This is a genomic window from Streptomyces sp. NPDC059355, from assembly GCF_042752335.1.
In the GTDB taxonomy this organism is placed as follows: Bacteria; Actinomycetota; Actinomycetes; order Streptomycetales; family Streptomycetaceae; genus Streptomyces.
The window spans coordinates 53,378-65,886 of the sequence record NZ_JBHYXN010000010.1; the positions used below are offsets into that span (position 1 = coordinate 53,378).

Below are 12,509 nucleotides of genomic sequence, written 5' to 3' on the forward strand. Positions count from 1 at the left end.
CAGGCTACGCCGGGTTCCCGGCCTGCGCGGCGGCCAGGAATTCCGTGGTCGCCGCGGTGAACCGCTCGGGGTCGTCGAGCCACGGGGCGTGGCCGGCTCCGGGCTGGGCGATGAGCCGGGCGTGCGGGAACAGGGTGGCGTACTCGGCTGCGGCGCACTGGGGCAGTGACACGTCGGACCCGCCCGCGAGGACGAGCACGGGCGCGCCGAGCCCCGCGAGTGCCTTACGGGTGGCGTCGGGGTCGAAGGCGCCTTCGCCGGCGTAGGCGGCCGTGGCCTCGGCGTTCTTCTGGGCCTCGTCGGCGGCGTCGTAGGCGCGGGCCGCGTCGTCCCAGCGGCCGTGGAGGAAGGGGGCGATCGCCTGCCGGCTGTCGGCGGTGCCCCGGCCGGCGGCGAGGGCCTCCAGGGCGGCGTACGCGTCCGGGTACCAGGGCTCGCCCCGGCGCAGGCGGGCGGTCTCGAGCCGGGCCTCGCCGGTGATCGTGATGCCGACGGCCATGACGCTCGGGGTGAGCAGGACGAGCTTGCCGACGCGCTCCGGGTGGCGGCCGGCGTACAGGACGGCCAGGTTGGCGCCGGCCGAGTGCCCGAGCAGGTCGATCCGGTCGAGGCCGAGGTGCTCGCGCAGTGCCTCGACGTCCTCGACCTGCCGGTCGCAGCGGTAGGAGCCGGTGTCGGCGGGCAGCTCCGAGCGGCCCGTGCCCCGGAGATCGAGCATGATCAGCTGCCGGTGCGCGGAGAGCCCGCCGAGCTCGCCGAGGTAGGCGGAGTCCCGCATCGGCCCGCCGGGCAGGCAGACGAGCGGGGGCCCGTCCGCGCCGGAGACGCGATAGGCGAGTGTGGTTCCGTCGGGAGCGGCGAAGGTAGGCATGCCGCAGACCCTGTCAGCGGCCCCGGCCCCGGGCAAACGGGTTTCCCGGCGGGCCGCGACCTGCCGAAGGCGGCCCCACCGGGCGCGTGGCGCAGCGCGACGAGCGGTTCGCCCTCTGCCGCCCCGTGCCGTCTCGGTCCGCCTCGGTCCCCCTCGGTCCGCCTCGGTCCGCCTCGGTCCGCCTGCCGCGAGGCGGTCAGAGGCCTTCTCGGGCTTGCGCGATCAGGGCGCGCGCCTGCACGACGGTGGCCGTCAGCTCCTCGACCGTGGTGCCGGGCGCACCCAGCAGACCGCGGACGCGGCGCCCGAAGTCGGCGGGTGCGCCGGGCAGGGTCTCGGCGACGGCCAGCGCGCCCTTCTCGTTGAGGCACCAGCGGCGGTCCGAGGCGAACATCGCCTGCACCAGCACGCCCACGGCCCGGGACAGGCACAGCGCCACGTACAGGGCGTCCCCCCGGGCCGCACCCTTCGCCGCGCCCTCGGCCAGGAACTCCGCCTCCCAGGCCGCCGCCGTCAGCGCCTCGCGCAGCGGTTCGGGGTAGTCGGCGGTCCGCCGCCGAAGCTCCGTCAGCTCGCCCGTCGGGTCGGCGAGCACCTGCCCGAGCGCCACCTCGCCCGCGTAGCACGGCGACCAGAAGCCGAGCGGATGCCCGGCCTGCACGCCGATCTCGTAACGGCCCTCGCGGCACTGCTCCCACACCTGCCCGACCCGGTCCAGATCCCGCAGGATCCAGTCCACGGCGGCCCCCTCGACCCGCAGCCACGCGCCGCCGTTGACCCAGGGGCCCCAGCCGCCGGGCGCGGCCACGTCCGCTCCGGGCCCGGCCAGCGCGCGCAGCGCGTCGAGGTCGAGGGCGCCGCGGTAGTAGACGCCGAGGTCCCAGTCCGATCCGGGCCGGTGTTCCCCGCGCGCCCGGCTGCCGCCGAGCATCACGCCCACCACACCGGGTACCCGGGTCAGGCGCTCCGCCGTGTCTTGGATGATCGTTTCCACGGCGCGAGTCTCGCACCGCAGGTCCGCGCCAGGCCGTCGGATTGCGGCAAGCCGACCCTACGCACCCCTGCCGGCGGGGCCGGCGGCGTCCAGGGCCGCAGTCAAGTAGCGGCGTACGACGTCCAGTTCACCGGGCGTGAACTCCCCGGCCGCGTCGACCAGACCGCCGATCAGCGGGCCGAAGAAGGACCAGCCCAGCTCGACGGCCTTCGGCTCCACCACGAGCAGGATCCGGCGCCGGTCCTGCTCGTCGCGGCTGCGGCGGACCAGGCCCAGCCGTTCCAGCCGGTCGAGGAGCGCGGTGGTGCCCGCCGAGTTGAGCCGCAGGGCCTCACCGAGCCGCCCCGGGGTGACCGCCTCCCCCGCCCGGTCGGCGTCCAGCAGCCGGATCAGGGCCCGCAGATCGGTCGGATGCAGCCCGTTGCGCGCCGCGAACTCGGCGCCGCGCAGGTGGAGTTCCACCGTGACCGCGCGCAGGAGGTGGACCAGCCGCATGGCCGGGGTGTCGTCATCGCTCACTCGACTATTCTCTCGCTGAACGAGATGATCGGTCAACGAGACGATATCCGGGGGCCTGCCGTGACCGTGAGCGCATCCGCATCCGCATCCGCAGACGCATCGCAAGAGTTCTTCGCCGCCTACGAGGCGCTGCTCGCGCGCTGGCCCGCCGGCACCGCCGAGATCGACGTCCCGACCCCGTACGGAACGACGCGCGTCCACGCGTACGGGCCGGCCGGGGCCCCCGCGGTACTGCTCCTGCACGGCGGCGGCTCCACCGGCGCCGTCTGGTTCGCCAACGCCGCGGCGCTCGGTGCCCACCACCGGGTACTCGCCGTCGACATCCTCGGCGACGCCGGCCGCAGTGTCCGTACCGGCCGCCCGCTGCGCGCCACCGCCGACCTGATGGCGTGGCTGGACGCGCTCCTCGACGGGCTCGGCATCCGCCGCGCCCACCTGCTGGGGCATTCGTACGGTGCCTGGATCGCCCTGACGTACGCCCTGCGGGCACCCGAGCGGGTCGACCGGCTGGTGCTCCTCGACCCGACCCGGTGCTTCGCGGGGTTCCGCCCCGGATTCCTGCTGCGCTCACTGCCCGTGCTGGCGCGCCCGAGGACGGCCCGCGCACTTGCCTACGTCGACCGCGAGACGGCGGGCACGGACACCGACCCGGACTGGAAGCGGCTGTACGCGTTGGCGGCCTCGGACTTCGCGCACCGGAAGCTGATCGTCGGCCGCCGCCCGGACGCCGGGGCGCTGAAGGCCCCGCTGCTGGTCCTGCTCGCGGGCCGCAGCGGCGCCCACGATCCGGAGAGGGTCGCGGCCCGCGTCCGCGGGGCCGTGCCGCACGCCCGGATCGAGAGGCTCCCGCGGCTCACCCACTACGCGCTGCCCACGGCGGCGCCCGCGGAGACGAACCGCCTGGTCTGCGAGTTCCTCAGGGCCGAACCGGACGACCGGGGCGACGGCGGCGACGGCGACGGCGACCGGGAAGGTCAGTCCAGGTCGAGGTGGTAGGCCCCGGCGGCGGCGTCGGCGAACAGCGTGAACTGGACGCGATGACCCGGCTCGCCGTCGTGGTCGCCGTCGCCGTCGACGTCCACCTCGACGGGCTCGGCGTCCACGAGGACGTACTCCCCGTAGCCCTCGAAGTCCCCGGGGCCGTCGGCGACGCCGATGTGGATCGGGGTCTCGTCGGGCAGCGCTGCCAGCACCTCGCGGAGCCGGCCAGCGGTCCACACCTGCGGATTGTGATCGAACGTGTCAGCCATGCGGCGACATTAGAGCGCGAAGGGTGCACCACGGCCACGGCGCGCCGGATTGTTTCCCGCATCCGCGACGACCGTCACCCGGAGTGCGTCCGGAGACCGTCCAGGTGCGCGTGGAGGACCTCTCGCGCCTCGGACGGGGCGAGGTGGCCGATGAGGACGTGCGCGGTGAGCCCGTCCGCGAGGGCAAGAAGACTGCGGGCCTCACAGTGCGTGTCGACGGGCCCCGTGCGGCCGTCGCCCTCCGCCGCCTCGGTGATGAGCTGCGTGAACGACTCGTGCAGGGCGGCACGGTTCGCCCGCAGCATGCCGGCGAGCGACTCGCTGACCGCCGCCTGCGCGACGACGGCCGGCCAGACCCTGGCCTCGGGCCGGTGCTCCTCCCGCAGCAGCGCGACCTCGGTGGCCGCGTACCCCAGGGCAGTGCCGGCCGACCGGGCTGGGCTCCCGGCCAGCCGGGCCGTACCCGCTCCCCGACGCTCGCCCACGTACCCGAGGCGAAGACGAGCATCTCCTCCTTGGCGCGGAAGCAGCGCTGCACGGCGCCCATCGAGACCCGCGCGCGGGCGGCGATGTCGCGCAGGGTCACGCCTTCGAGTCCGCGCTCGTCGGCCGGCCGGCAGACGGCCTCGGCGATGAGCCGTTTCCGTGAACCGTCAGCACCAGGCGGGATACTTGCCTGATGGGCATATCGAGGGGTCTCGGCCTCGCGGTCGGGCAGCAGGTCCAAGGGCTGGCGGGTCTCGCAGTCGATCAGGATGGTGCCGTACCGGCGGCCCTTCCCGGTGGCGAACTCGTCCACCCCCCCGCACCCGCGGCACCATCCAGGCCGGCTCCGGTACCGCCATCACCACGCGCAGCACCGTCATCCGGCTGACCACGATGCCCATCAGCAGCTCCAGCCGAGCCACGGCGCGAGCGGCCAGGACGACACCGAGTGCGCCGATCACCCGCGCGCAGCCGCTGTTGTCGCAGAACAGCCGACATACCGACGACTCGATGCGCACCGGCCGGGCGCCGACGGGCGCATCGGCGATCCTGAGCCCGTAGCGGCTGTGCACGCGCGTCGACGACTCCCCGCACCCTGGACAGACGGCACCGTCACCAAGTGCGGGAACACCATCTCCGGCAAGGTCTCACACAGCCGAAGGATGACGCCCGAGATGACGAAGCGTCACCGGCGTACGGCAGCACGATCCATTTCACGAAATCCGTGCCTGAACCTATGCGCCTGTGCACCGTGACCGGCTTCGCGGGCGACCCGGCCGTGGCCGTGGCCGTGGCCGTGCCGACGGGTCTGGCCGACGGCCTTCCGTACGGGGTCCAGATCGTCGGGCGTGCGTTCCGGGAGGATCTGTGCCTGGACGCCGCCGAGGCGATCGAGAGCCGCCTCGACGCCCTCACCCCGCTGGACCCCCGCGGGTGAAGGCCCCCGCCGGGTGCCGCCGGTGCGCCTGCCGGCCCGTCCGTCACACGAGCCGGCCGGTCCGGCGGCCCGCGGCGGTGGCGCCGCGCGTCAGCCGTTGAGGGACTGCATCAGCTCCGGGGCGTAGCGGTCGCCCGAGACGACCCCGTGCGGGGCCACCGCCTCGATGGCGGCCAGGTCCGCGTCCGTGATCGCCACCGCGGTGGCGGCGATGTTCTCCTCCAGGTAGCGGCGGCGCTTCGTGCCCGGGATCGGCACCGCGCCCCGGCGCAGGGTCCAGGCCAGGGCCAGCTGGGAGGGGGTGACTCCCTTTTCCGCGGCGAGCCGGCGGACCTGGTCGACCACGGCCAGGTTGCGATCGAAGTTCTCGCCCAGGAAGCGGGGGTCCGTGCGGCGGAAGTCGTCCGCCGCGAAATCGTCCGGGGTGGTGATCGCGCCCGACAGGAAGCCCCGGCCGAGCGGCGAGTACGCGACGAGCCCGATGCCGAGATCGTGCAGGGTGTCGAGGACGCCGTCGTACTCGATGCCGCGTTCGAAGAGGCTGTACTCGGTCTGCACGGCGGCCAGCGGGTGCACGGCGTGGGCGCGGGCGATGGTGGCGGGCGCGGCCTCGCACAGGCCGATGTGGCGGACCTTGCCCGCGGCGACCAGTTCGGCCATGGCCCCGATGCTCTCCTCGATCGGGACGTTCGGGTCGACGCGGTGCAGGTAGTACAGATCGATGTGGTCCGTGCCGAGGTGGCGCAGGGAGCGGTCGGCCGAGCGGCGGATGTACTCGGGGGTCCCGTTGTGGCCGCGGAGGTCGCCCTCGTCGGTGAACTCCACGCCCGTCTTGGTGGCGACGACGGCGGCGTCGCGGCGGCCGGCCAGCGCCTTGCCGAGGAGCTGTTCGTTCAGGAAGGGGCCGTACCCCTCGGCGGTGTCGAGCAGCGTGACGCCCAGCTCCAGCGCGCGGTCGATGGTGGCCAGGGCCTCGGTCTCGTCGGTGGCTCCGTAGTGGGCGCTCATGCCCATCAGGCCGAGGCCTTCGGCTCCGACCTCGAGTCCCTGACCGCCCAGTGCGCGAATCTCCATGGTGCCGTACTCCTCCGTAAGTAACTAACTGGATAGTTCGACTATGCACCCGGCTCGCGCCACATGTCAATAACCAGATAGTTACTTGCTAGGCTGCGCCCATGGCACGGGACTCCAGCGCGACCAAGGCACGCCTGCTCGACGCGGCCTTCTCCGAATTCGCCGCGTACGGCATCGCCGGTGCGCGGGTCGATCGCATCGCCGAGGCCGCGCAGGCGAACAAACGGCTCATCTACGTCTACTACGGCAACAAGGAGCAGCTTTTCGACGCCGTGCTCCGGCGGGCCCTGGAGACCGGTTCGGAGTCCGTCCCGTTCGACGCCGACGACCTGCCGGGGTACGCGGGCGCCGTCTTCGACCACCTCGTCGCGCAGCCGGCCCTGATGCGGCTCGTGGTGTGGAAGCAGCTGGAGCGGCCCGGCGCCACGGACACGGAGGCGGAGTCCTACCGCGGCAAGATCGCGGTGGTGGAGGAGGCCCAGCGGGCGGGGCGCATCGACGCCGCGCTGGACCCCGCCGACATCCTCACGCTCGTACTGGGCCTGTCCCAGGCCTGGTTCGGCGCCGTGGGCGGGCCGGCCGCGGGCGGCGCGGGCACCGGCTGGACGCCCGAACGGCTGGCCCGGCACCGCGCGGCGGTGGTCGAGGCCGTACGCCGCATCACTGCGCCGCCGAAGGACACCTTCTAGGGAGTGCTGTCAAAGTGGCGTCGGCCGCCCGGGGAGGGCGGGGCCGGCGGGGCCTGGTGCGTGCGATCGCAAGGCGGAGGAGGGAATCGACGCGGTGGGGGCACCTCCCAGCGGTAGCTGGGGGACATCGGTGACCGACGACGCGGCGAGCGTGCGTGCCAGACCCCGCCGGCCGGACGGGACTTCGACGAAACGCCCCAGGGGCGGCCCCGGCCGTCGCCGCGGTGTCGGCACCGGATCCGCACCGGCCGCCTTGGGCACGACCGGCATCGGCCGGTGGGCCCGCCGGTGCGCCGGTCCACCGCGACTCCCCGCCTGCCCCCGCCCACCGGGACGGGGCCTGGCCCCCTACGAGGCCGGCGGGGACGACGGGGACGGGGCCGTCAGGATCATGCCGATGAGGTGGTCCAGCGCCGGCTGCGCGTCCGGGTCCTCCGGCAGCACCTCCGGGGCCGTGTCGGGGGCCGTCCTGCGCAGTTCCAGCCAGCCCAGGTAGGCGGCGTACCCGGCCAGGGCGCGATGGCGGGCCTCCTGCGGCCCGAAGCCCAGCCCGCCGAAGATCTCCGCGAGGAAGTCCAGCCGGGTCCGGGTGACCCGGGCGACGACCTCGGCGACCGCGGGGTGGGCGGTGTGCGCGACGAGGGCCGGTTCCAGTCCGGCGATCTCCTCGGAGCCCAGCGCGACGGCGAACAGCATCCGCGCCCGCGTCCACGGATCGCCCTCCTCCCGGACGGCGGTGACGACCTCCGCGGTGGCGCGCCGCTCCCAGGTCTCCAGGGCGGCCACGAGCAGGGCCTCCCGGTTCTCGAAGTGCCAGTAGAAACTGCCGCGGGAGACCGCGAGTTCGCGGGCGAGCACGTCCACCGCCACCGCCGCGAGACCACCCCGGGCCAGCGCGCGGAGCGCCGCTGCCGTCCATTCCTCCTTGGTCACTCTCCCCTTGGCCATGTTCCGTACAGTACTGTACGGAACATCCATACAGAGGTGTACGGAACTGGGGAGAGGGGTGCTGTCATGAGCGCCATGACCAGGCGGGTCGGTACGGAACACACGGGAGCCGGGGTACGGGGTGCGGCGGCGGCTGCGGCCGGAGGACTGCTCGCCGCGGGCGCCCTGCACGTGGTGTGGGTGTTCTCCCCCTGGCCACTGGACTCGCGGGCCGAGTTCGCTGCCGTGGTGGTCGGGGTGGAGGAGGAGCGGCTGCCGTCCGGGCCGCTGACGCTCGCGGTGGCGGGCGCGCTGGGCGCCGCCGCCGGGCTGGTGGCGACCGGGGCGCGGCCGGCGAGCCGGTTCGGGCGGTCCCGGCCGGTACGGGCCGGGCTGTGGGCGGTGTCCGGAGCAATGGCGGCACGCGGACTCGGCGGACTGGCGGGCTCCGGGCTCGGACTGTGGTCCAAGCCGGCCGAGTTCCGCCACTGGGACCTGCGGCTCTACTCGCCGCTGTGCGTCGCGCTGGGCGGGCTCACCGGGTACGTGGCCCTGCGCACCCGGCGCCGCCGCGCCTGACCGGCGGGCGGCGCGGCCGCGAAGGACCGCCGGCCCGGGCGGCGGCCCCGCCGCGGCAGGGCCGCGCCCGGCATGCGGAGCCGCTGCGCCGGGACGCGTACGGGGCCGGAGTCCGTCCGCGGCTGCGCCCACGGCCGGTCCGACCGGCAGCCACGAGGCGGCGAAGCAACTGCGGGGCGGACCGCGAACGATCCCCGACAGGCACCCCGGACCAGGCGCCCCGGTCCGGGAGCCGGAAGGCCGCGAGGCCGCCGCGAGGCCGCGGACCCGCTCCGGCGGGCCCGCGGACCGACCGCCGGCGAGGGGCCGCAGGCCGGGTGTCGGCGTGGCCTGCCCGTCCGGCAGGCCACGCCCGCGGACCGCGCGGCGGCGCCCGTCGGCGCAGCTGCGTCAGGCGGTCGGGGCGTCCGCCGTCCGCGCCCGGGCCAGGATGGTCTCCGTGTCCACGCCCGTCGGGAGCGTCCCGTACGCGCCGCCGTGCTCGCCGCCCAGACGGGAGGCGCAGAAGGCCTCCGCCACGGCGCCCGGGGCGTGGCGCAGCAGCAGCGACGCCTGGAAGGCCAGGGCCATCGTCTCGGTCAGCTGCCGGGCCCGGTACTCGGCCTCGGCCGGATCGGCCAGCTGCTTGTGCAGCCCGGCCACCGCCGCGTCCAGGTGCCGGTCGGCGCCCGAAGCCCGCCCGACCTCCTCGAAGAAGGCCTCGACGGTCTCCGGCTGCCGGGCCATCGCCCGCAGCGAGTCCAGGGCCGCGACGTTGCCGGAGCCCTCCCAGATCGACGACAGCGGGGCCTCCCGGTAGAGGCGCGGCATGCCGGAGTCCTCGATGTAGCCGTTGCCGCCCAGGCATTCGAGGGCTTCGGCCGCATGCCCGGGGGCGCGCTTGCAGACCCAGTACTTGGTGACCGCCAGCCCCAGCCGGCGCAGCAGCGCCTCGTCCTGGCCGCCCCGGGACACCCGGTCCGTGGCGCCCGCGAGGCGCAGGGCGACGGCGGTCGCCGCCTCGGATTCGAGCGCGAGGTCGGCGAGGACGTTGCGCATCAGGGGCTGGTCGATGAGCGCCTTGCCGAACGCCCGCCGGTGCGTGGCGTGGTGGACGGCGCGGATGGTGCCGAGCCGCATGCCGGACGCCCCGCCGAGCACGCAGTCGAGCCGGGTCATGTTGACCATCTCGATGATGGTCGCGACGCCGCGCCCCTCCTCCCCCACCAGCCAGCCGAAGGCCTCGTCGTACTCGATCTCGGCGGAGGCGTTGGACCGGTTGCCCAGCTTGTCCTTGAGGCGCTGGAGCAAAAGCCGGTTCCTGCTGCCGTCGGGCAGGACCCGCGGCAGCAGGAAACAGGAAAGCCCGCCCGGCGCCTGAGCCAGCGTCAGGAACACGTCCGACATGGGAGCGGAGGTGAACCACTTGTGCCCGGTCAGCCGATAGGTGCCGTCCGGGGCCCGGACGGCGGTGGTGGTGTTGGCGCGTACGTCGGAACCGCCCTGCTTCTCGGTCATCGACATGCCTGCGATCAGGCCCTGCTTGGTGTCCGGCCGGCGCAGCCCGTAGTCGTACGTACGGGAGGCGAGCAGCGGCTCCAGCCATGCGGCGAGCTCCGGGGTCGCCCGCAGCGCGGGTACGGCGGCGTACGTCATGGACACGGGGCAGGAGTGACCCGCCTCGACCTGGCCCCAGACGAGGAACTTCGCGGCCCGCGCGACGTGCGCCCCGGCCCGGTCGTCGGCCCAGGGCGCGGCGTGCAGCCCGTGGGAGACGGCGGTGCCCATCAGCTCGTGCCAGTACGGGTGGAACTCCACCTCGTCGATCCGGTGGCCGTAGCGGTCGTGGGTGCGCAGCACCGGCGGGTTCTCGTTGGCCACGCGGCCCCATTCCGCGGCCTGTTCGGAGCCGGCGAGGGCGCCGAGCCGGTGGAGCGCGGGTATCGCCCACGCGGCGCCCTCCCGGGCGACCGCCTCCAGCAGGGCCGGGTCGGCGGCCGCGTCGTAACCGTGGTGCGGGGGAACCTGGTTGGTGACCTCATGCGTCTGCGGCATCGTGTCCTCCAAGGGCACGCAGGGTGAAGGTGATCAGGCCGGGGATGACGTCCCCCCGGGGCCGCGTCCCCGTCGGCCAGCGGCCCGACGAGCGCTTCGGCGATCGCGCCGACGAGCGCGGCGGCAGTCAACTCGGGTGATTGTGGCGGCAGTTCTCCGGAGGCCACGCCCGCCGCAATCTGTCCGGCGTAGACGTCGCGGAACGCCCTCCGGAAGAGGAGGCGTTCGGCGTCGACGGCGGGGTCGGCCGGCTCCGCCAGCAGGGCGAAGGCCCGGCGCGGCGCCTGCAGCGCCCGGTAGGCGAAGGTCTCGACGGCGGCGGCCACCCGCTGCGCGGCCCCGCCCGGGCGCTCCGTCGCGGCGGCCACGGCCTCCAGCTCCCGGGCCACGAGCGTGCGGAAGAGCGCGGCGGCCAGCTCGGACTTCCCGGAGAACGACTGGTACACGCTGCCGGTGGAGATCCCGGCCTCGGCGGCGATGGCGGCGACCGAGCAGCCGCCGTACCCCTCCCGGGCGAGCAGGTGGACGGCGGCTTCGAGCACCCGGTCCCGCCGGGCGTCGAGACGGGCCTGTACGGAAGGCGGGCGACGGTAGGGCATGGAAGGATTGAAGCACCGATTCACTGCTTCACACCAGATCCGGACTGGTCCGACCGTGCCGGGAGGGCACCCCCTGGGGAGTGTCGTCAAAGTGACCCCGCCGGCCAGCCGGGACTTCGACGACACGACCTAGGTGAGGGTCGCCGGGGTGGGGCCGTCGGGGCGGACGGTGATGCTGTACGCGGCCTTGGCGGGGACGGACCGGAAGGCCGGGACGTGGGCGGGCAGCAGCTGTTCGAGCAGGACGGTCGACTCGCGGAGGGCGAACTGCAGGCCGAGGCAGGCACGGGGGCCGATGCCGAAGGGGAGGTAGGCGCCGGGGTGGGTGGGGCGGCCGTCCGGGGTGGTGAAGCGGCGGGGGTCGAACCCCTCGGGATCCGGCCACAGTTCGGGGTCTCGGTGCGTGAGGTACGGGCAGACCACCACGTCGGAGCCCGCTTCCACGGCATAGCCGGCCATGACGTCGGCCTCGGCGGCGTACCGGGGCAGGATCCACGCAGACGGGTAGAGCCGGAGCGTCTCGTGCACCAGGGCCTGGACGGCTCGGCGGCGTTCCGCCGAGCCGGGGGCGCCCGCGGCGAGGGCCTCGTCGCGGGCCCCGGGGTGCCGGTCGAGCAGCAGGTAGAGCCAGGTCAGGGTGGTGGCGGTGGTCTCGTGGCCGGCGACGAGCAGCGTGATCAGCTCGTCGCGGATCAGCCGGTCGGTGTACTCGGGGCGTTCGCCGGCCGCGCCGATCAGGAGGTGCAGGAGGCCCGGACCGTCGGGCCCGGCCTCGCCGGCGCGGGCGGCCGCGATGGCACGGTGCGCGACGGCGTCGATCCTGGCGAGGTCGGTGGCGACGGCGTCCCGGGCGTCGGCGGTGTCGGCCGGCAGGGTCGGCATCGCGGCCACCACGGCGGCGACGGCGCCCAGTTCGCGGTCGGTGTCGTCGTCGAGGGGATGTCCGGTGAGGGAGCGCCAGATCGTGTCCAGGGCGAAGCGGCGCATCTCCAGGCCGATGTCGAGCGGCTGACCGGTGCGGGCGTACGCGGCCCAGCGCTCGGCGGTGACCCGTGCGGCCTCCGCGATCCGCCGCTCGTGGCGGCGCATGCCGGTGCCGGTGAACTGGGACTGCAGCAGCCGCCGTTGGCTCTTCCAGGCCTCGCCGGTGGCGGCGAGTACGCCGTCGCCGATCAACAGGCGGGCTCGGTGGGAGCGCTTGACGTAGCGGTCGGGGCGCAGGGCCAGCACGTGCCGGACCGCCCCGGGGTCCGTGACCAGGACCGTGGGGCTCGGCCCGAGACGGAACGCCGCGACCCCGCCGTGCCGTTCGCGCACCAAGGCCAGCAGTTCCACCAGTTCGCCGCCGTCGCAGCGCCACCGCTCCACGAGGGCGGGATCCAGCTCGGGGACCGGCCGGCCCGTGCGGGCGGCGGGCGGACGGGGGTCGAAGCCGGCTTCGGTCGCCACGGATCATCTCCTGTTCGGCCGCTGTTCCCGGCCCCTGACGGAGCGCGGGCATCACGGACTGTACGGGAGCCCACGCATATCGTGACACCCCGCCCTCGCTG

At 74.7% G+C, this 12,509-nt stretch carries 11 protein-coding genes and 4 pseudogenes; 4 read left to right on the top strand and 11 right to left on the bottom strand.

Features of this window, described 5'->3' with window-relative positions:
* Window positions 1–4 precede the first annotated feature (4 nt).
* The 3 genes from ACFXGI_RS12325 to ACFXGI_RS12335 all read right to left on the bottom strand — a co-directional run bounded on the left by ACFXGI_RS12325 (window position 5) and on the right by ACFXGI_RS12335 (window position 2,360).
* Window positions 5–871 carry an alpha/beta fold hydrolase gene (locus ACFXGI_RS12325; protein WP_384705350.1) on the bottom strand — a complete coding sequence of 289 codons (867 nt, stop codon included), beginning with the start codon at window positions 869–871 and terminating at the stop codon, window positions 5–7.
* A 196-nt stretch (window positions 872–1,067) separates the two neighbouring features.
* A complete protein-coding gene (locus ACFXGI_RS12330) occupies window positions 1,068–1,865 on the bottom strand; it encodes a DUF4037 domain-containing protein (RefSeq protein WP_384705351.1) in 798 nt (265 codons plus the stop codon).
* Between the two features lie 57 nt (window positions 1,866–1,922).
* Complete coding sequence (locus ACFXGI_RS12335; RefSeq protein WP_384705482.1) at window positions 1,923–2,360, bottom strand: MarR family winged helix-turn-helix transcriptional regulator; 438 nt, start codon at window positions 2,358–2,360, stop codon at window positions 1,923–1,925.
* Window positions 2,361–2,450: 90 nt separating this feature from the next.
* Here ACFXGI_RS12335 and ACFXGI_RS12340 point away from each other — a divergent pair, with 90 nt between their 5' ends.
* Window positions 2,451–3,380 (top strand): alpha/beta fold hydrolase, encoded by a 930-nt coding sequence (locus ACFXGI_RS12340; RefSeq protein ID WP_384705352.1) that lies wholly within the window; start codon window positions 2,451–2,453, stop codon window positions 3,378–3,380.
* Here the strand turns inward: ACFXGI_RS12340 and ACFXGI_RS12345 are convergent.
* The 3 genes and pseudogenes from ACFXGI_RS12345 to ACFXGI_RS12355 form a co-directional block, all read right to left on the bottom strand.
* Window positions 3,359–3,634 (bottom strand): DUF6225 family protein, encoded by a 276-nt coding sequence (locus ACFXGI_RS12345; protein ID WP_384705353.1) that lies wholly within the window; start codon window positions 3,632–3,634, stop codon window positions 3,359–3,361. The two genes, ACFXGI_RS12340 and ACFXGI_RS12345, sit on opposite strands and share 22 nt — an antisense overlap.
* 74 nt (window positions 3,635–3,708) lie before the next feature.
* Window positions 3,709–4,304 (bottom strand): annotated as a pseudogene (locus ACFXGI_RS12350) (TetR/AcrR family transcriptional regulator).
* Window positions 4,288–4,716: pseudogene (locus ACFXGI_RS12355) on the bottom strand (transposase family protein); the annotation flags it as partial. The pseudogenes ACFXGI_RS12355 and ACFXGI_RS12350, both read right to left, overlap by 17 nt.
* A 140-nt stretch (window positions 4,717–4,856) precedes the next feature.
* On the opposite strand from ACFXGI_RS12355, the pseudogene ACFXGI_RS12360 reads away from it, so the two are divergent.
* Window positions 4,857–5,057: pseudogene (locus tag ACFXGI_RS12360) on the top strand (indole acetimide hydrolase); the annotation flags it as partial.
* A gap of 90 nt (window positions 5,058–5,147) precedes the next feature.
* Here ACFXGI_RS12360 and ACFXGI_RS12365 read toward each other — a convergent pair.
* Complete coding sequence (locus ACFXGI_RS12365; protein ID WP_384705354.1) at window positions 5,148–6,131, bottom strand: aldo/keto reductase; 984 nt, start codon at window positions 6,129–6,131, stop codon at window positions 5,148–5,150.
* Between the two features lie 101 nt (window positions 6,132–6,232).
* Between ACFXGI_RS12365 and ACFXGI_RS12370 the strand changes: the two genes are divergently transcribed.
* A complete protein-coding gene (locus ACFXGI_RS12370) occupies window positions 6,233–6,820 on the top strand; it encodes a TetR family transcriptional regulator (RefSeq protein WP_384705355.1) in 588 nt (195 codons plus the stop codon).
* Between the two features lie 348 nt (window positions 6,821–7,168).
* On the opposite strand, the gene ACFXGI_RS12375 is transcribed toward ACFXGI_RS12370, so the two are convergent.
* Window positions 7,169–7,768 (bottom strand): TetR/AcrR family transcriptional regulator, encoded by a 600-nt coding sequence (locus tag ACFXGI_RS12375; RefSeq protein WP_384705356.1) that lies wholly within the window; start codon window positions 7,766–7,768, stop codon window positions 7,169–7,171.
* 66 nt (window positions 7,769–7,834) lie between these two features.
* On the opposite strand from ACFXGI_RS12375, the gene ACFXGI_RS12380 reads away from it, so the two are divergent.
* The gene (locus ACFXGI_RS12380; RefSeq protein WP_384705357.1) at window positions 7,835–8,326 is read left to right on the top strand and encodes a DUF3995 domain-containing protein; all 492 of its coding nucleotides are present in this window, start codon (window positions 7,835–7,837) and stop codon (window positions 8,324–8,326) included.
* 390 nt (window positions 8,327–8,716) lie between these two features.
* On the opposite strand, the gene ACFXGI_RS12385 is transcribed toward ACFXGI_RS12380, so the two are convergent.
* From ACFXGI_RS12385 to ACFXGI_RS12395, 3 genes and pseudogenes are all read right to left on the bottom strand, one after another.
* Window positions 8,717–10,360: an isovaleryl-CoA dehydrogenase gene (locus ACFXGI_RS12385; RefSeq protein ID WP_384705358.1), complete on the bottom strand. Its 1,644-nt coding sequence runs from the start codon at window positions 10,358–10,360 to the stop codon at window positions 8,717–8,719.
* A gap of 461 nt (window positions 10,361–10,821) precedes the next feature.
* Window positions 10,822–10,959, bottom strand: a pseudogene (locus ACFXGI_RS12390) (TetR family transcriptional regulator); the annotation flags it as partial.
* A gap of 129 nt (window positions 10,960–11,088) precedes the next feature.
* A complete protein-coding gene (locus tag ACFXGI_RS12395) occupies window positions 11,089–12,408 on the bottom strand; it encodes a cytochrome P450 (RefSeq protein WP_384705359.1) in 1,320 nt (439 codons plus the stop codon).
* Window positions 12,409–12,509: the final 101 nt, after the last annotated feature.